This window comes from Nitrosophilus kaiyonis (assembly GCF_027943725.1).
Classification (GTDB): Bacteria; Campylobacterota; Campylobacteria; order Campylobacterales; family Nitratiruptoraceae; genus Nitrosophilus_A; species Nitrosophilus_A kaiyonis.
In genome coordinates this window covers 1,192,587-1,211,873 of the sequence record NZ_AP025696.1, presented here as the reverse complement: position 1 = coordinate 1,211,873, position 19,287 = coordinate 1,192,587, and the positions used below count along the sequence as shown (strand labels likewise).

15 protein-coding genes are annotated in these 19,287 nt (G+C 28.7%); 3 read left to right on the top strand and 12 right to left on the bottom strand.

The window, feature by feature from the left end; translation table 11 throughout:
* Positions 1 to 103: 103 nt before the first annotated feature.
* Positions 104 to 1,225 carry a molecular chaperone DnaJ gene (gene dnaJ / locus QML81_RS06395; protein WP_281950589.1) on the top strand — a complete coding sequence of 374 codons (1,122 nt, stop codon included), beginning with the start codon at positions 104 to 106 and terminating at the stop codon, positions 1,223 to 1,225.
* A 12-nt stretch (positions 1,226 to 1,237) separates the two neighbouring features.
* On the opposite strand, the gene QML81_RS06390 is transcribed toward dnaJ, so the two are convergent.
* Positions 1,238 to 4,372 carry a cytochrome c biogenesis protein CcsA gene (locus QML81_RS06390; protein WP_281950588.1) on the bottom strand — a complete coding sequence of 1,045 codons (3,135 nt, stop codon included), beginning with the start codon at positions 4,370 to 4,372 and terminating at the stop codon, positions 1,238 to 1,240.
* Positions 4,373 to 4,475: 103 nt separating this feature from the next.
* The gene (gene polA / locus QML81_RS06385; RefSeq protein WP_281950587.1) at positions 4,476 to 7,139 is read right to left on the bottom strand and encodes a DNA polymerase I; all 2,664 of its coding nucleotides are present in this window, start codon (positions 7,137 to 7,139) and stop codon (positions 4,476 to 4,478) included.
* A gap of 66 nt (positions 7,140 to 7,205) precedes the next feature.
* Between polA and QML81_RS06380 the strand changes: the two genes are divergently transcribed.
* Entirely contained in the window at positions 7,206 to 7,544 is a 339-nt protein-coding gene (locus QML81_RS06380) for a hypothetical protein (protein ID WP_281950586.1), read from the top strand.
* Here the strand turns inward: QML81_RS06380 and QML81_RS06375 are convergent.
* Genes QML81_RS06375 through QML81_RS06365 form a run of 3 tightly spaced genes read right to left on the bottom strand, consistent with a single transcriptional unit; the run spans position 7,541 to position 11,965 of the window.
* Positions 7,541 to 8,347 carry an HDOD domain-containing protein gene (locus tag QML81_RS06375; RefSeq protein ID WP_281950585.1) on the bottom strand — a complete coding sequence of 269 codons (807 nt, stop codon included), beginning with the start codon at positions 8,345 to 8,347 and terminating at the stop codon, positions 7,541 to 7,543. The two genes, QML81_RS06380 and QML81_RS06375, sit on opposite strands and share 4 nt — an antisense overlap.
* Positions 8,348 to 8,400: 53 nt before the next feature.
* Positions 8,401 to 11,214, bottom strand: a complete 2,814-nt coding sequence (gene uvrA / locus QML81_RS06370) for an excinuclease ABC subunit UvrA (RefSeq protein WP_281950584.1) — start codon at positions 11,212 to 11,214, stop codon at positions 8,401 to 8,403.
* Positions 11,215 to 11,227: 13 nt separating this feature from the next.
* Positions 11,228 to 11,965: a sulfite exporter TauE/SafE family protein gene (locus QML81_RS06365; RefSeq protein WP_281950583.1), complete on the bottom strand. Its 738-nt coding sequence runs from the start codon at positions 11,963 to 11,965 to the stop codon at positions 11,228 to 11,230.
* Between the two features lie 112 nt (positions 11,966 to 12,077).
* Between QML81_RS06365 and QML81_RS06360 the strand changes: the two genes are divergently transcribed.
* Complete coding sequence (locus tag QML81_RS06360; protein WP_281950582.1) at positions 12,078 to 12,881, top strand: hypothetical protein; 804 nt, start codon at positions 12,078 to 12,080, stop codon at positions 12,879 to 12,881.
* Between the two features lie 7 nt (positions 12,882 to 12,888).
* On the opposite strand, the gene dusB is transcribed toward QML81_RS06360, so the two are convergent.
* The 7 genes from dusB to QML81_RS06325 form a co-directional block, all read right to left on the bottom strand.
* Positions 12,889 to 13,821 (bottom strand): tRNA dihydrouridine synthase DusB, encoded by a 933-nt coding sequence (dusB, locus tag QML81_RS06355; RefSeq protein WP_281950581.1) that lies wholly within the window; start codon positions 13,819 to 13,821, stop codon positions 12,889 to 12,891.
* Between the two features lie 99 nt (positions 13,822 to 13,920).
* The gene (locus tag QML81_RS06350; protein WP_281950580.1) at positions 13,921 to 14,931 is read right to left on the bottom strand and encodes a hypothetical protein; all 1,011 of its coding nucleotides are present in this window, start codon (positions 14,929 to 14,931) and stop codon (positions 13,921 to 13,923) included.
* A gap of 341 nt (positions 14,932 to 15,272) precedes the next feature.
* Positions 15,273 to 15,734, bottom strand: coding sequence for a 23S rRNA (pseudouridine(1915)-N(3))-methyltransferase RlmH (locus QML81_RS06345; protein ID WP_281950579.1), 462 nt, complete (start codon positions 15,732 to 15,734; stop codon positions 15,273 to 15,275).
* A gap of 8 nt (positions 15,735 to 15,742) precedes the next feature.
* Entirely contained in the window at positions 15,743 to 16,336 is a 594-nt protein-coding gene (locus QML81_RS06340) for a thiamine phosphate synthase (protein WP_281950578.1), read from the bottom strand.
* The gene (gene accD / locus QML81_RS06335; protein ID WP_281950577.1) at positions 16,336 to 17,187 is read right to left on the bottom strand and encodes an acetyl-CoA carboxylase, carboxyltransferase subunit beta; all 852 of its coding nucleotides are present in this window, start codon (positions 17,185 to 17,187) and stop codon (positions 16,336 to 16,338) included. Before accD ends, QML81_RS06340 begins: the two co-directional genes overlap by 1 nt.
* A gap of 2 nt (positions 17,188 to 17,189) precedes the next feature.
* Positions 17,190 to 17,921 (bottom strand): inositol monophosphatase family protein, encoded by a 732-nt coding sequence (locus QML81_RS06330; protein WP_281950576.1) that lies wholly within the window; start codon positions 17,919 to 17,921, stop codon positions 17,190 to 17,192.
* Positions 17,914 to 19,287: a glutamate synthase subunit beta gene (locus tag QML81_RS06325; RefSeq protein WP_281950575.1), complete on the bottom strand. Its 1,374-nt coding sequence runs from the start codon at positions 19,285 to 19,287 to the stop codon at positions 17,914 to 17,916. The genes QML81_RS06330 and QML81_RS06325 overlap by 8 nt, the downstream gene beginning before the upstream one ends.

Sequence of the window (19,287 nt, the reverse complement as noted above, 5' to 3'; positions counted from 1 at the left end):
AATTCCCAATGACCAATGACTAATGTCCACCAATCATTGATTTATTACAATTTTTTTGATAAAATCAGCCAGCAAAAGCTTAAAATTCACTTAAGAGGTGGGGATGGTTGATTTAGATTATTATGAAATTTTAGAAGTTGATAGAGACGCTACATTTGAAGAGATTAAAAAATCTTATAGAAAACTTGCACTTAAATATCATCCAGATAGAAATCCAGACAATAAAGAGGCAGAAGAGAAATTCAAGCTTATAAACGAAGCTTATCAAGTATTAAGTGATAAAGAGAAAAGAGCTTTATACGATAGATATGGAAAAAGAGGTCTTGAAAATCAAGGCTTTGAAGGTTTTAGCCATAGCTCATATGAAGATATTATGGATTTCTTTGAATCAGTATTTGGAGGAAGTTTTGGAGGATTTGGATTTGGAAGTAGAAGAAAAGATGAAAAATATCCTCTTGATTTATCACTTGAGATGGAAATTTCATTTAATGAAGCATTTTTTGGAACAAAAAAAGATATAGAGTATGAATATAAAGTCCCTTGTAATGCATGTAAAGGAACTGGAGCAAAAAATGCAGAATTTATAACCTGTCCAGAATGTGCAGGCAGAGGACAGATATATTATAGACAAGGATTTATGACATTTTCACAAACTTGTCCAAAATGTAATGGAAGTGGAAAAATAGCAAAAGAGAAATGTCCTGAATGTAGAGGTTTAGGATATGAAAAGAAAAAAGAAAAAATCACGATAAATATACCTGAAGGTATAGACAACGAAGATAGAATAAGAGTTTCTGGAAAAGGAAATATTGGAGTAAATGGAGAAAGAGGAGATCTTTATATCACTTTTTATGTAAAAGAGGATGAGCATTTTGTAAGATATAATGATGATATCTATTTAGAAGTTCCTGTATTTTTTACTCAGGCAATTTTAGGAGAATCGATAAAAATACCAACTCCACGAGGTGAAAAAGAGCTAAAACTTCCAGCTGGTGCAAAAGATAAGCAGCAGTTTGTTTTTAGAGGCGAAGGTGCAAAAAATGTTAGAACAGGAAGAGTTGGAAATTTAATAGCTCAAATAAAGATAGAGTTTCCTAAAAAATTAAACAGTGAGCAAAAAGAGCTCTTAGAAAAACTTCAAGAGAGCTTTGGGATAGAAAGCAAACCACATGAAAAAAAATTTGAAAATGTTTTTAATAAAATCAAAGGCTGGTTTAAGGGATAACCCTTAAGCCCTTTAATTCATTCTCAAATCTATATTTAATTTTCTCCTTTTATAATAAGCAAGAGCTATCATAGAAAACACTAAAGATATCGCATAATAAACCCATGTTGGAATTGGTACAGGATCTCCTTGAGCATATGAATGAAGACCTGATAGATAAAAATTTACACCAAAATATGTCATTATTACTGAAGAAAATGCTAAAAGCGACATCACATTATATAAAAATAGACCATTTAGTTTTGGTATAAGTCTTAAATGCTCAACACATGCATATATCAAAATAGTAACAAGAGCCCATGTCTCTTTTGGATCCCATCCCCAATATCTTCCCCAACTCTCATTTGCCCAAACTCCACCGAGAAAATTCCCTATTGTTACCAAAACAAGGCCAATTATTAAGCTCATCTCATTTGTATATGTTAACTCTTTAATAGTTAAAACTAAAGACTCTTTGTTTTTTTGATTCATAAATATATACAAAATCAAAACAATAAATGCTAAAAGTGCACTAAGAGCCAAGAATCCATAACTTGCAGTTATTACAGAAACATGAATCATAAGCCAGTATGATTTTAAAACTGGAACAAGATTTGTTATTTGAGGGTCTAACCAATTTAGATGAGCGACAAATAATATTAGTCCTCCAAGCAGTGCAGTTGTAGCAAGGGCAACTGGAGAGTTTTTAGAAAAGAAAAAGCCAGCTAATACTATAGCCCAGGAAATATATACCATAGATTCATATCCATCACTCCAAGGAGCATGTCCAGCAACATACCATCTTAGAGCCAAACCAAATGTATGAGCAAAAAATCCTAAAATAATAAAAAATAGCCCTATTTTTATAACAGGACCTATTTTTATTTTAGGATTGATTAAATTTGCAAGAACTAAAATAAGTAAAATTGAGCCAATAATCATATAATATGGAACTAACCTATTAAAAATATCCAATCTATTGTATAAAAGTTCAGCTTTTATTTTTTTCTCTTTTGGGATTATTGAAGCACCATAATATTTTTGATAATTTTTAATTACATCTAAAGCTTCATCAGCTTTTTTCCAATCACCATTTTCTAAAGCTTTATCAATATTTGAAAAATAGCTTGCGATTATTAATCTTACAAGTTCAGCCTCTTTTGGTGGAAATGATTTTATTGCTTCAACTGGAGAGTACCATTTTTGATTTTTATCATTTGGTTTTGGAAAAATTCTCAATAAATCTCCAACATATACCATATAACAAACATTTACTCTCTCATCCACTTTTATTACATCTTTATCAAATTGATTTCTTTGAGCCGGCTTTTTAAGTACTGCTTCTTGAACATATTTTGCAAGTTTATACTCTCCATTTTTATCAAAGAAATCTTGAAATGCTGCATATTTTTCATCTTTTTTTAATCCAATTATCTTTTTTAATTGGGGATGATGAAGATAAATCATCTTTATAACTTGCCAATAATTTGGCTTTACCGTCATTCCAAGAAAAATCTGGTTTGGATTAAGCCCTAAAAATTTCTCTTTTCTAGTAACTTTTGCTAAAACCTCTCTTGATAGAGTGTCAATAGGCTCAACCCTTCCGCTTCTATCTTGTACTAATAATTCTCCAAATTTTTCACAATGCTTTTTATCAAAAGATTTTACAACTTTTAATGCCTCTTCATAATTTATTTGAGATGCTTTTATTGAATAAGGAAAAAAGATAAAAAGAAATAGTATTGATAGAACTAAAGACTCCCTCTTTTTTTGAACTTTTTTAGTAAGTCTAATTAATTTCATAAACCTACTTTGAGGCATAAATAGATGAAAAATAAGACCAAAAAATAGCATAGCATAACCAATGTAAGTGATAATTGTTCCTGGATCATGATTTACTGATAAAATTGTACCTCTTTCATCCATATCATATGAACTTTGAAAAAATCTATATCCTCTATAATCAAGCACATGATTCATATAAATTCTAAATGGCATTTTTATATCTTTTTCCTTATCTATTAATATCACTTCACTAGCATAAGAAGAAGGTGAATTTGATCCTGGATATTTTTCTATCTGAAAATCAACAAGTTTTAAAGCAAAAGGAAGTTTTATAATTTTAGACCCATATGTTAAAAAAAGTTTTGTATCTCCTAAAGTTATTGTAGCCGGATTTCCTAATTGCCCTTTTTTACCAAAAACAGTAACACTTTTTTTAATATTTTTATTTTTTATTTCCAAAACAAGTGCATCTTGAAGCCCTCTTTCTTTTGGCTTAGGACCTGCTGAGATCAGTTTTGTTTTAACGCCTTCCTTAAAATCTTTTAAAACAATTTTTAAATTTTTTAGACCATAAAGTTTTCCTTTTTCAAAAACAATCTCTTCATTTTCTTTAAAATTTTTAGCCAAATTTTCACTCATACGAAAAGTTGAAATTGCAAAAGGTGATTTAATATAAAGTTTATCTCCTTTTTGCTCTATTTTAATAACTTTTTTATTCACATTCGGCTCTTTTTCAAAAGCTATTATAAAATCTCCCAGATCAACAAAATCACCCTTTTTAATAGTAACACTTTGAGGAGAATTACCAAATGCTATCATTAATTCAATATATGTATCACCATTTTTATCTTTTACAAGAGCTGTTTTTGCATTTGGAATATATTTTTTTAAATCTATCTCAATTTCATCATTATCAAATTTTAAGACCTTTTTAAAACTATTTTTTCCTAATGCAGACAAAAGCAATGGAAACTCAAAATGGTATTTTTTACCATCTTTAACAATATCAGCTTGCAGATATGCTCTATCAGATACTATTTTATCCTGGATTGCTCCTTCTCTAATATGCATAATTCCTTCATATCCAAAATATCTTGTAACTGCTGCGCCTATTAAAATTAAAATAAAAGCAAAATGAAAAAGTCCAGTAAGCCATTTCTCTTTTCTATAGAGTCTAAATCTAAAAATATTATAAACAAGATTTATCCCTAATATCACAAGTAAAATCTCAAACCATCTTGCATTATAAACTAGCGCTTTGGCACTCTGAGTCCCATAATCATTTTCTATGAATGTAGCTACACCTATTGCAATAGCAAATATAAACATAAAAAAAACTGCAGACTTTATAGAGAGAAAAAAGTTTTTCAAAAATTTAGCCATCTATTTCCCCGATATTAGAAGATTTGGAGATTTTATATCTTTTTTGCAAAAAAAGAAAGATATTATAAAGTTAAGTAAAGGGATTAAGAAAAAACTTAATTCTCTACTTTAAATCCCCCCATCTTTTTGCTATAGAAACACTGCATTTTAGTGGAACATTGAGTTTATATATATTTTCCATAATATTTTTAAAAATTTTTGATAAATTTTCTGCTTCCTTTTCATCCACTTCAAAAATTAGTTCATCATGTATTTGCAGAATCATTTTTGCAGGATAGTGTTTTTCAAAAATTTCATTTTTTATTTTATTCATAGCAAGCTTTATCAAATCTGCAGCACTTCCTTGAAACACTGTATTTGTTGCTTCTCTTAAATATGCTGCAAGTTGAACTGGACTTGCATGAGCAAAATCAAAATATCTCCTTCTGCCAAGCAAAGTCTCAACATATCCATTGTTTTTAGCAAAAATTTCAATTGATTGAAGATAATGCTTTACAGTTGGAAATGATGCAAAATAGTTATCTATGATATTTTTTGCCTCTTTTGTGCTAATACCAAGAGTTTGCGCAAGTTTTCTGCTTCCCATTCCATAAATCAAACCAAAATTTATGCTTTTTGCTACATTTCTCATCTCTTTAGCTTTTTCTCCAAAGAGTTTTTTTGCAGTTTCAAGATGTATATCTTTATCTTCATAAAAAGCATTCACGAGTGATGGATCTTTACTAAAATGAGCAAGCAATCTTAACTCTATTTGAGAATAGTCTATTCCAATTAATAAATTTCCCTCATCTGCTATAAAGCCGTATCTTATCTCTCTTCCAACATCAGTCTTAACTGGAATATTTTGTAAATTTGGGTTTTTACTTGCAAGCCTTCCTGTAGCAGTTCCAGTTTGTATAAAAGAAGTATATATTCTATTTTTTTTATCTTTTTTACCAAGTTTTAAAAGAGGCTCAATATAGGTTGATTTTAATTTAAAAAGTTCTCTATATTCTAAAAGCTCTTTGATTATTAGATGCTTATCTTTTAACTCATTTAAAACTGCTTCATTTGTACTAAAACCGGTTTTTGTCTTTTTTATAACTGGAAGTTTAAGTTTTTCAAATAAAACATTTCCAAGCTGTTTTGTTGAATTTATATTAAATTCTACCCCTGCTAGTTCATAAATTTTATTTGTAAGCTCTTCCAATCTTTTTTGCGTTTTTTTCAAAAGATTTTCAAAAAAATCTATATCAACTTTAATTCCATTTTTCTCCATCCAAATAAGAGTATTGATAAATGGAAATTCAACATCTTTAGCTTCATTTATCAGATGAGCTGCGTTTTGCTCTTTTAACTCTTTTATCAGTTCAAAATATAAAAGATATGTAACAAGTGCATCTTCGCTTGCATATTTACAAGCTTCATCAATATTTACCAATGAAAAATCCTCACCCTTTTTAACAGTCTCTTTGAAAGTTATCATAGAGTGTGAAAAATATCTTTTTGACAAAGATTCAAGCCCCAAAGAGCTCTCAGGATTTACAAGCCATGCAAGTATCATTGTATCAGCATAAGGAGTTATCTCTTCTATCTTATATTTATACAGCAAAGATAGGTCAAATTTTAGATTGTGACCAAAAAATTTAGATTTTAAAATCTTTTTTATAGCTTTTAAAGCAGTTTCTAGAGGAATCTGCTCAGATACTCCTAAATAATTATGGCCTACTGGAACATAATAGGCTCTATTTTTTTCAAAGCAGAAACTAAATCCAACTAAATCTGCCTCTTTTGTATCAAGAGAGTTTGTTTCAGTATCAAATGCAACAAGTGTATCTTTACTAATTTTTTCTAAAACCTCGAAAAGTTTTTCCTCTTTATCTAAAAGAATATATTCAAACTCTAACTGTTTACTCTCTTTTTCAATAATTGGAGCTTTTTTTAATCTATTTAAAACAGATGTAATATCATAATCAATTAACTCATCAGCAATTTTCAGTATCGGATTCATAGCTGGCAGTTTAAAATCTTCAAAATTACAATCATTAAATAGATCACTTTTAAGTTCAACCAATTTTTTACTCAAAAAGGCTGATTCTCTCCCCTCTTCTAAAAGTCTTCTTATTCTATCTGGTTTAATATTTTCAATATTTTTATAAATATTTTCTAAAGAGCCATACTCATTTATAAGTTTTGCGGCAGTTTTTGGACCTATACCTTTTACACCTGGAATATTATCAGCACTATCCCCAGTTAAAGCTAGAAAATCTTTTATATATTTTGGCTCAACACCAAACTTCCTTTTAGCCTTTTCTTCATCAATCTCCTCTTTTTTAATGGGATCATATATGACAACTTTTCCATCATCAATTAGCTGATAAAGATCTTTATCATGACTTACAATTCTAACCTTTATATTTTTCTCTTTAGCACATTTTACTATTGAAGCAATAATATCATCAGCTTCATACCCTTCTTTCATCAGCTGTTTAAAACCCATCTTTTTTATCCATTCTATAGCAACTGGAAGCTGCATTAAAAGCTCTTGCGGAGCCTCTGGCCTTTGAGCTTTATAATTTTTATCGATTTTATTTCTAAAGGATGGTCCTTCGCTATCTAAAGCAAATAGTAGATAATCGCTTTTATGCTCACTTGATAGGTTATATATAAAATTTATAAATCCTGTTAAAAGTCCTGTAGGAAAACCTTTTTTACTTTTTAATGGAGGAAGGGCATAATAGTTTCTGAAAAAAAATCCAAAAGTATCAATAATTGTTAATGTTTTCATCAATATCCTTTTAAGGCAAAACAGATTTTGAGTATAATTTTATAAAATTTTTCCAAAAGGTAAAGTATGAAAAAATTTTTAATACCTTTTTTTCTACTTATATTTTTAAATGCACAAGATTTCTCAAAAATAAGAGAAAAAAATATAATTGAAATTAATAAAATTATAGATATTTATAAAAATAGACTAAAATGCATAGAAAATGAAAACATTGTTAATGAGTGTATAGAAAAATTTCCAAATAATCCAAAAAGCGATAATCTTGCAAAAGTATTCTCAAGCTCTTTTCCAAAAAGTTTTTATATAAATACATTAATTAGAGATATAAAAATTTTAGAGAAAGAGAAAATTTGCTGGGGAAAAGCTATTAACAAAAGTGAAGCAATTAAATGTTTAAAAAATTAAGTATTTTTTAAACTCTCTATTGCATCAATTAAAAAGTCAGTATCCATATTTTCAGATTTTGCGATATTAATAGCTTTATTTATACTTGATTCTTTAAAAGGCTTATTAACTGGAATTGCTGTTTTTACAATATTTAAAGCTCTTGAATATTCATAAACCTCTTCATTTGCGTCTTTAAAATTATCTGAATATCTTATAGATTCAACAAAAAATTTATCAAATCCCCAATAATCAAACATTTCTGCTGTTACTTCTGCGGTAGTTGTTCCAACAAAGCTATTTTCAACAGATGCAATATCATCTGTAGTTTCTATTTCAGACCTAAATGGATATACTAAATCATCTTTTATTATTTCATCTGCAATAACTATTTTTCCCATTTCTTGAAGAAGTGATGCAAGACTTAAAATTTTTAATTTTCTACTATCTACTTTTCTATACCATCTATACATTAAATGACTTTGAAGATGAGAGATATTGGCAAACTCTTCTGCAGATACTCCATAAGGCTCCATATCTATATTTAAAAGTTTTTTTATTGAGTTTTGTAAAACCACACCCTTCACTTCTGAGAGTCCAAGAAGTGAAATCGCATGAGATAGATCTGTTATCTCTTTTCTTAAACCATAATATGGAGAATTGACTCTTTTTAAAATATTTGCCACTATCATAGGATCTTTTTCTAAAATATCTGCAATTTTTTCTAAGCTTACATTTGGATCATTATAAGCTCTCTCAAACTCATCGATAGTTTTTGGTAAAGGTGGCAAAGATCTTATCTTTTTTATAATTGATTCTTTCATTTTTACCTCAACTGTTTTTTTTAGATTTTGCCCAAAAATTACTTATCTTACATTTAAAGTTTTAACTCTTTTGCTAAAAACTCTCCAGTATAACTTCCAGTTTTTTTATAATTTTTTGCAACTTCTAGTGGTGAGCCAGTTGCAATAACTTTTCCTCCTCTACTTCCACCTTCTGGACCCATATCTATAATAAAATCAGCATTTTTTATAATATCCATATTATGCTCAATTACTATTACGCTATTTCCAAGTTCAACTAAATAGTGTAAAACTTTTAAAAGTCTATCAACATCTGCAAAATGAAGACCTGTAGTTGGCTCATCCAAAATATATAGTGTATTTCCCGTATCTTTTTTGCTTAACTCTTTTGATAATTTTATTCTTTGAGCTTCACCGCCACTTAAAGTCACAGCATTTTGTCCAAGAGTTATATATCCAAGTCCCACATCTTGTAAAGTTTTTAGTTTTTGATATATTTTTGGAATATTTTTAAAAAACTCAATTGCCTCATCAACACTCATCTCTAATACATCAGCAATATTTTTGCCTTTATACTCAATTTCAAGAGTTTGTGCATTATATCTTTTTCCTTTGCAGGCATCACATTTAACCATAATATCTGGTAGAAAATGCATCTCAATCTTTATCTCGCCTTCACCTTTACACTTTTCACATCTTCCCCCTTTTACATTAAAACTAAATCTTCCCGGTGTATATCCTCTAATTTGAGCCTCTTTAGTTTTTGCAAAAAGATTTCTTATCTCATCCATAACACCTGTATAAGTAGCAGGATTGCTTCTTGGAGTTCTTCCAATTGGACTTTGATCAAGATATATTACTTTATCAAGTTTTTCAAGTCCATCTATTTCAACTCCAGCTACTTTTTTAACCTTTTTTGCATGATTTAAAATCTCTTTTGCTACAGGAAGAAGAGTCTGTAAAATTAAAGAACTTTTCCCACTTCCACTAACTCCAGTTATAGCAACAAAATTTCTAAGAGGAATTTTGACATTAAGATTTTTTATATTATTTATATTTACATTTTTAATCTCAAGCCACTCTTTTTGTTCTCTATTAAATTTATACTCTATTCTTTTTTTGCCAGTAAGATATTGTGAGGTTAAAGTATCACTATCTTTTAACTCTTTTAACGTACCGCTAAAAACAACTTCTCCACCATATTTTCCAGCACCAGGACCAATATCAACTATAAAATCTGCTGACTCTATTGTCTCTTTATCATGTTCAACAACTATTACACTATTTCCTTTTCTTTGAAGATTTTTTAGTGTTCTGATGAGCTTTGATGTATCTCTTTCATGAAGCCCGATACTTGGCTCATCCAAAACATACATTACTCCAGTTAAACCACTTCCAATCTGGCTTGCTATTCTTATTCTTTGAGCTTCTCCTCCGCTTATAGTTCTTGCATCTCTACCAAGAGTCAAATATCCAAGTCCAACATCATTTAAAAAGTAAAGTCTCTCTTTAATCTCTTTTAATATAGGAGCTGCTATAACCTTTTGCTGAGGTGTTAGATAATCAAAATTTTTTTCATTTTCAAAAAATTTATAACAATCCTCTATTGGAAGGTCTAAAATCTCTCCAATTGTTTTATCTGCAACTTTTACAGCTAAAGATTCAGGCTTTAATCTATACCCTTTACATTTATCACAAACTTTCTCGCTCATATACTCATTTAACTCTTTTTCATCTTTAAACATATCATAAGCAATCTTTACAACACCAGGCCATATCCTTTTTAATCTATGTGTTTTCCAAACAAAATCAACTTCATCTGCTGCTCCATATAAAATTGCTTTTTTCTCATTTTCGGCCAATTCTTCAAAAGGTTTTTTTATATCTATCCCATAACTTAAACAAAATGCCTTTAAAAAAGTAAAATAGTAACTTCTGTTATATCCAAAAAGTATCTTTATTGCGCCTTTTTCTATCGATAAAGACTCATTTATAATCTTTTTTAAATCAAGGGTATATCTAATTCCAAGCCCATCACAAGCAGGACATGCGCCTTTTGGCGAATTAAATGAAAAGCTAAGAGGCTCTAATGGCTCAAAACTAACCTTGCAATGAAAACAGGCCAAATGTTCACTATAATGAATAAGCTCTTTTTCAAGATTTAAATCTTTATAGTTAATTATCTGTATCTCTACCTCTCCAAAAGATTCATTCAGTGCTTTTTCAACATCACTAGCTATTCTGGCGCTATTTTCTTTTTTTACAACAACTCTATCTACAACAGCTTTAATGGTATGCTTTTTTGTTTTTGATAGTTCAATATCTTCATCAAGCCTTACCATTACACCATCTATCATAGCCCTAACATAGCCTTTATGTCTTAATTTCTCTATTAAATCATTAAAACTACCCTTTTTTTCTCTTATTAATGGAGATAAAATTACGATTTTTGCACCTTCAGGTAGTTTTAAAACCTCATTTATAATATCACTTGCACTCATTTTTGATATTGGTCTTCCACATATATGACAGTGTTGAATTCCTACTCTTGCATATAAAAGTCTTAAATAATCATATATTTCTGTTATTGTTCCGACTGTACTTCTTGGATTTTTGCTTGTTGTTTTTTGCTCAATCGCAATTGCTGGAGTTAGTCCTTCAATTTTATCAACATCTGGCTTTTCAAGTCTTTCTAAAAACTGCCTTGCATAGCTTGAAAGAGATTCTATATATCTTCTTTGTCCTTCAGCATAAAGTGTTTCAAATGCCAAAGTACTTTTTCCACTACCAGATAATCCTGTAAAAACAATAAGTTTGTTTTTGGGCAATCTTAAATGAATATCTTTTAAATTGTTCTCTCTTGCACCAAAAATCTCTATATATTCCATTCTCCCCTCTTTTTTAACTTAGAAAAATCTTTTTAATAACAAGTATCAAAATAATACTATACATCACTACTAAAAGATTCCTAAATTTTTTTCTATCTGTTTTATGGGCCAATTTTATACCAAAATATACACCTATTAATGAAGATGTACCAACAATTAATCCATAAAGATAATTTATATGTCCAAAAAAAGATAAACTTATAAACCCTGAAATTGAAGAAAATATCACAAAAAATAGTCCCATAGAGGCAGCTTTTTTTATATCAAAATGAAAAAGTCCTACAAGTATAGGTGTAACAAGAATAGATCCTCCAACACCTATTGATATTGCAAAAAGTCCTATAAATATACCAACAAAAAATATTACAATTTTAGGAATATCTTTTTCGCTGTTTTCTTCAATATTTTTCTTAAAAAATCTATAAAAAGCAAAAAGTATAAATCCTAAAAACATATACTCTAATATTTTTGAATTTACAATTGAGACAAAATATCCACTTCCTAAAGCTCCAATAAATCCACCAACTCCTAATGAAAAACCCTCATGAATTTTAAAAATATTTTTTTTGAAATTTAAGTATGAGCCAAAAAGAGAAGAAAAAACCATCTGTGTTACAGATATTCCTACTGCCTCTTTTATATCTATACCAAGTAGCATTAGTAATGGAACTAAAATAGTACCGCCGCCTATTCCAAAAAATCCTGATAGAAAGCCAACTAATATACCTACTATAGATAATTCAAAAATCAATTTTAAAACCTTTTTTTTGAGTGGGATTATACAAAAAAAGATAGTATTAATAAAATTTTTTTTATAATAAGCTTTATAAGCATTTCATATTATCTAAAAGCAGGAGCTAATTTTGAGATTTTTTATTATTTTTTTATTTGCACTTTTTTTAAATGCTTCTAATATTTTAAATATAAATGTAAAAAAAATCAATGAAAATATTGAAATATTTTTAAATTTTGATACTCCTTATGAAGGAAAACTTGTCCAAAAAGTCGAAAAAGAGAAAATAAAAATCCTTTTAAAAAATGCAAAAACACTAGTTCCTTGGTCAAAAAAAATAGACTCTAATTTCATATATCAAATAGAACTTCTACCAAAAAACCAAGATAGCGAACTTATAATCTATACAATAGAAAAAGCAGCAGTTTTAGCCGCAAAATCATCAGATGGATATAGTCTAAAACTTTTAATAAAAAAATATATACCAAAAAATAATAAAAAAGTTACAGTTAAAAAAGAAAAAACAGCTCAAAATAGTGAATATAATATTTTTCTATTTATAATAGGAGCTATTATAATAATTTTGCTATTTTTATTGATTCTTTTTATTAGTTCAACGAAAAAAGAGAAAATAAAAAAGAAAACAATCAATGTTAAAAATCAAAAAGAAAATGAAATAGAGATAAAATTTGAAAAAAATTTAGATGAACATAATAAAATTGCTCTAATATCATTTAAAGGTACAAATTATCTAGTTATCATAGGTTCTACAAATCTTTTACTTGGAAAATATAAACAAAATATATCAAATGAAGAGGAATTTGAGAAAATTATTGAGGAAAACCAACCTCAATTAAAAGATATTTTTGAAAAAAATGAAGAAAATGAAATTTTAAATGAATTAGAATCTTATAAAGAAAAAGTTAGCAAATAATATTTAACTATTTTCCAAAAAATTCTTCAATTTTTTTACGCATAGTTACTGGGTCTTTTATTTTGTTGATTTCATCTCTAAAAATTGAAGCACCACTATATCCTTTTGAATATGTATGTAAATGTTTTCTAAACATAACAGCACCATATTCACCATAAAAATTGATCATTTGATAAAAATGCTCCAAAATTATTTTTAATTTTATATCTTTATCAACAAACTCTTTACCCTCTTTTAATTGATAAAATATCCATGGCTTTCCAATAGCGCCTCTTCCTATCATTACACCATCAGCTTTAGTAAACTCTAAAACCTCTTTTGCTTTATTAAAATCAACTATATCTCCATTGGCAATTATAGGTATTTTAACACTCTCTTTTGCCTCTTTTATAGCTTCATAATTGACAGAAGCCTTAAATCCGCCACTTCTTGTTCTTCCATGTATTGTTACAAAATCTGCGCCAGAACTTTCTAAAATCTTTACAATTTCAACAACATTGTTTTTAGTAAAACCCAGTCTTATTTTTACAGATGTATAATTTTTGTCTGAATATTTTTTTATAGTTTCAACTATTTTTGATAGCTTTTTTAAATCATTCAATAAAGCACTTCCAGCACCCTGTTTTACAACTTTTGGTACTGGACATCCACAATTTAGATCAATTCCATCAATTCCTTCAATATCATTTAATCTTTTTACAGCCTCTTTTATAATATTTTCATCACTTCCCGCTATTTGAACAAAATATGGGTCTTCTAAAGGTGACTTTTCTATCATTTTATATGTTTTCTTACTATCATAAACAAGAGCATTTGAACTGATCATTTCGCTTATTGTCAGATCAGCACCAAATCTTTTAACCACACTTCTAAAAGGCAGGTCAGTATATCCAGCAAGAGGCGCTAAAACATATAGAGGCTTATTAAAATCAATTTTCATTTTATACCTTCAAATTTTTTGCGTAATTTTAAACTATTTTTAAGGTAAAATCAAATTGAAGCAAATTTATTTGAAAGAAAAGCCAAAAGGCTTAAAGGGTTAAGCAAAAAGATCAAGAGGATAATTTCTTCCGCACTCTTTCAGTTCTAAAAATGCTTTGAAGTTTAAAAATTCATTTTCTTCGCTATTTTCGAGTTCATCTTTAGCCTTTTCAATCATCTCAAGATCTAAAAGAGTATATATATATCCAGCTTCTGCTTTCTCATCACTATTTTTTAAAAGTTCAAAAAATTTTAATCTCTCATCTGGCATAAATATATCTTTGATATTTTTTGCAAGATTTATATACTCTTTAGGAGTAAATTTCAGTTTTGATTCTTGAATTATATAAATAAGATCAGTAGTATTAAGATTTAATTTTCTTTCCTCATCTTTTGCCATTTCAAGAAGTTTATAGAGATTTTCAAAATCAAAAATTTTTGAATAATCTTTTATCTTTGTTATCTCTCCATAATCTAAAAATCTATTTAATGCTTTTTTACATAACTCCTCTGGAAACTCATTGCATTTATTTAATATAACCCCACTATATGTCATCTCTTCATTAATTCTGTTTTCTAAATTTTTCAAATAAAGAGGATTATCCTTTGAAAATTTTATATCTTTTATATCTATATACTCTCCTCTTTCAATATCTTTTACATATTGTACAGCTTTTCTTAAAATATCATCTTTAATATCAAAATTATACTCTTTCAGCAATATGTTTGATCTATCAGTAATAGATCCTATATTTCTAAATTCTTGAGTTTTGTAACTTTGTAGTTTTGGCTCTCTAAGTATTGCATTAAATAAAGATTTAACTATATTTTCATAATCTTTTTTATATTTTTTTCCTTTTATATAGCCTTTAAATGAGTAGTAAGCCATATGAAATATAGATGCAAAATATAATAACACCATTGGCAATACAATCCATACTGCAACAGGTAAAGAAACAGGAATACCAAAAATATCTAATGTATATTTAGCATCAATTTGAGTATAAACTAAAATCCCGATTAAAGCTATTAAAATAATTGAAAAAAATGTATATCTTTTTAAATGCATTCTAAACTCCGTTTTTTTAGTACTTTATCATAAAATTTCTTAAAAAAAAGTTGAGATTAGATATTTGACATTAGTCATTGGTCATTAGTCATTGGTAATTTGAAATTTGGAATTGGTCGCTTCACCCTTTCTTCCCTTCATTCTTCTCCCTTCAGCCTTCAACCTCAAATCTAACCTCAAACTTGTTTCGCTTTGCTCAACTTCGTTTCCTTTAAGGTAAACCAGCCTCTCGTATGTTCGTCACGAAAAACCTTGTTTTTCAGACTCACATATACTCAAGGCTTTCGCTTCGGGACGCAAGCAAAGCAGTTTGCTTGCTCAAAGCTTCGCTTTGCCCTCGCTCATTTATGATATGGATGTGAATGAATAATTGTAAAAGCTCGATAAATCTGTTCTAACAGTACAATTTTAGCAATTTTATGGCTCATAGTTAAACGGCTTAAGCTTAAACATAAATCGCTTCTTTTTATAAAATCTTCCTCAAAACCGTAAGCCCCACCAATAAAAAAATTAACACTATCTAAATTTTTTAAAATATTTGCAAATTCATAACTGTCAATTTCTTTTCCTCTTGGATCTAAAACAATATTAAATCCCTTTTTTAAAAAAGGTTCAAAACTTTGAGTATAACTTTTTTTAGCACTTTTTTCATCTTTGCATTGTGCTTGGTTTATTTTTTTATTGAAAATATTTTCAATATTAATTTGAGCATATTTTTTTGACATCTTGATAAAATCATCTATTATATTTTGATAAGATTTTTCATCTTTTTTTGAGATTGCATAAATATTAATTTTTACCAATGAAATTCCTAACTATAAGTTAAATATTTTTTTAGTAAATCGGATCCAATAGCTTTATATGAAACATTTTTAATGTTATCAAACAGTCTTATACCACCTATTGCAACTACAGGATGTTTAGAAATCACACCTAAACAATGCAATTTTTCACCTAAAATATTTTCTACCTCTTTTGTTGAACTACTTCTATAAGCACCTAAGCCAATATAATCAAGATTAAATAGATTTGCCTCTTTTATTTCTGATTCATTATGTGTTGAAAGACCTAAAATTTTTTTACCAATAATCTTTCTAATTCCTTCAATTGCTTCATATTTTGATCTAAATCCAAAACTATCTATTATGTTTATTAGATCTTCTTGACCAATATGTAATCCATCTGCAAATTGAACAAGTTCTAAAAAATCGTTAATAATTACTGGAATATCACTTTGATTTTTTAATATTTTTAAGTTTTCTTTTTTTTCTTCTAAAGATGAAATTTTATCTCTATATTGGATTATTGAAGCATTAAAATATTTAGCAATTTTTACATACTCTTTTATATCAATTTTATACTTTTTCAATAAAGACATATCACATAAAGCATAAATTTTTGCCATTATAATCCAATTTTATGAGGTAAAAACTGTTTTAATAATAAAGAGATTGTTTTTTTCATATCATTTCTATTAACTATCATATCTATCAAACCATGTTCTAGTAAAAATTCACTTTTTTGAAACCCTTCTGGAAGATCTGCACCAATTGTTTGCTTGATAACTCTTTGTCCAGCAAAACCAATAAGTGCACCAGGTTCGGCCATTATAATATCGCCAAGCATTGCAAAAGATGCACTTACTCCACCCATTGTTGGATCAGTTAAAACAGATATAAAAGGGAGTTTCTCTTCATCAAGTCTTGCTAAAGCAGCACTTGTTTTACTCATTTGCATTAAAGAAAATGTACTCTCTTGCATACGTGCACCACCACTAGCACTAACTATTATTAAAGGATTTCTTTTCTCTATTGCTCTATTAACAGCTCTAACTATCTTTTCACCTTCAACTGAACCTAAACTTCCACCCATAAAATTAAAATCAAAAACAACTATTTCACTTTCAATACCATCTATTTTACATGTTCCACTGATAGCTGAACTATATCTTTTTGTTTTTTTATAATTTTCATCGATTCTTTTTTTGTAACTCTTTTTATCAACAAATTTTAAAGGATCAACAGGTTGCAATGAAGCATCATGTTCAATAAAACTATCTTCATCACATAATATTTTAATTCTATCTTCAGCGCTTATTCTAAAATGATACCCGCACTTTGGACAAACATAGTTTCTATTCACAACCTCTTTATAGTACATAAGCGCATTACAGCTTGGACATTTAATCCAATGACTTGGTTTTTCCTCTTTTGAAGGCTGACTTCTTCTAATTTTTTCAAAAAAACTAAATTTCACATTCAATCCTTTAAAACATCTTTTCTTATTTTATCAAATAGCTCCTTGCTTTTACTCACTAAAATATATTTATCATTATAATATAAATTAAGGTCTACACACTGATGTAGGCCAGCTGCAATATCATACTCTCTAATTTTTCCAGCAAATAAAACAAATCTTACATTATGGGCATAAGATAAAGATAGAGCAACAGCACCTGGACTTCTAAATTTTATATAGTTATCTTTTAAAGCCTTTACAATTTTTGGATTGGCATATGCTTTTTCAAAAAGTCCAATTCTGCCTTTATACTCTTTGATTTCTATATCTTTTAAGTTAAAGTCTTCAAAATATAAATTGCCTTTTTTATAAAAATCATCACTTTTTACAAAAAAATCACCATTTGCAAAATTTGCAATAAAAGAAAATATTGTTAAATTATCTTTTTTAATAGCTATAGAAGAGCCATAGTAAGGAAATCCAGAAATAAGATTATCACTTCCATCAATAGGATCTAAAATAATTTTTTCTTCACCTTCACCTATAATACCACTCTCTTCAGAGATAATCTGTCCAAAACTTTTTAAATATTTTATATATATCTCTTCGCTTACTAGATCAATTTTTGTACTTTTGTCTCCACCTGCTCCAACCTTTATAACATCAAAATAGCTCTCATCCAAGCCGTTTTGGATGAGAGTAAAGATTTTTTTACTTGCTACTAAAACATTTTTTAAATATTTTTCAACCATTTTTACTCAAAAGTTTTTTTATAATGGAGTTAGCTGCTTCTCTTCCATCATAAGCCGCAGTTACAACAAGATCAGCTCCTCTATAACAATCACCTCCAGCATAAACGCCAGGTTTTGTTGTTTCATAATTTTCATCAACTTTTATAGCTCCCCATTCATCAGTTTCTATTCCATTTTTTGATAAAAATTCTAAAGGTGTATTTGAAAATCCAAGAGCAAATATAACGACATCTGCATCTATTCTAAATTCACTCCCTTTAATCTCTTCAAGTTTTCTTCCACTTTGCAATGTTTTAATTAATTGTACACCTATTACTTCACCTTTATCATTTACCAAAACCTCTTTTGGAGCAACATTAAACATAAACTCTGTTCCCTCTTCTATTGCATTTTTATACTCTTTACGGCTTCCTGGCATACTTTTTACATCTCTTCTATAGGCACAAATTACCTTTTTTGCTCCCTCTCTTATAGATGTTCTAACACAATCCATCGCTGTATCACCACCACCTATTACAACAACCTTTTTATCTTTTACATTTATGGATGTATCATAATCATCGCCAAAAAGTTTTCTTTGAATATTTACCAAAAATTTCATTGCAGGCATTGCACCTTTTGCATTTTCTCCTGGAATTTTAGGCATTCTTGATTTTTTTGCACCAATTCCTATAAAGATAGCATCATAATTTTCAAGTAGATAATCAAATGTTATATCTTTTCCAACCTCTTTATTTAGATAAAGTTTCATACCAGCTTCAATCATCCAATCTACTCTTCTTTGTATAACTTTTTTATCAAGTTTAAATCCTGGAATTCCATATGTCAAAAGTCCGCCAGCACGATCCTCTTTTTCGTAAACATGCGGTTCAATACCAGCCCTAAGCAAAAATGTTGCACATGATAATCCAGCAGGACCAGAACCTATAATAGCAACCTTTTTATTTGTAGTTATTCCAGGAAATTCTGGACGCAGTCCTTTTTTAAAGCCCTCTTCACTTATAAATGTCTCAACTGGGCCTATAGTTACTGCTCCATACCCCTCATTTAAAGTACAGTGTCCTTCACAAAGTCTATCATGTGGGCAGATTCTTCCCATTACTTCTGGAAAAGGAGAAGAATCATTTGATAGTTTAAAAGCAAGTTCAAGTTCTCCTTCTGCAACTGCTTTTAGCCAATGCGGTATGAAATTATGCAAAGGACATCTATTATGACAATATGGATCACCACACTGTACACATCTTTCACTTTGAAGGCTTGCTTCATTTGGATTAAACACTTCATAAATCTCACTAAAATCTTTTATTCTCTCATTTATAGCTCTTTTTTTTGGCTCATTTCTTTCTGTAAAAATAAAACTTTGCAT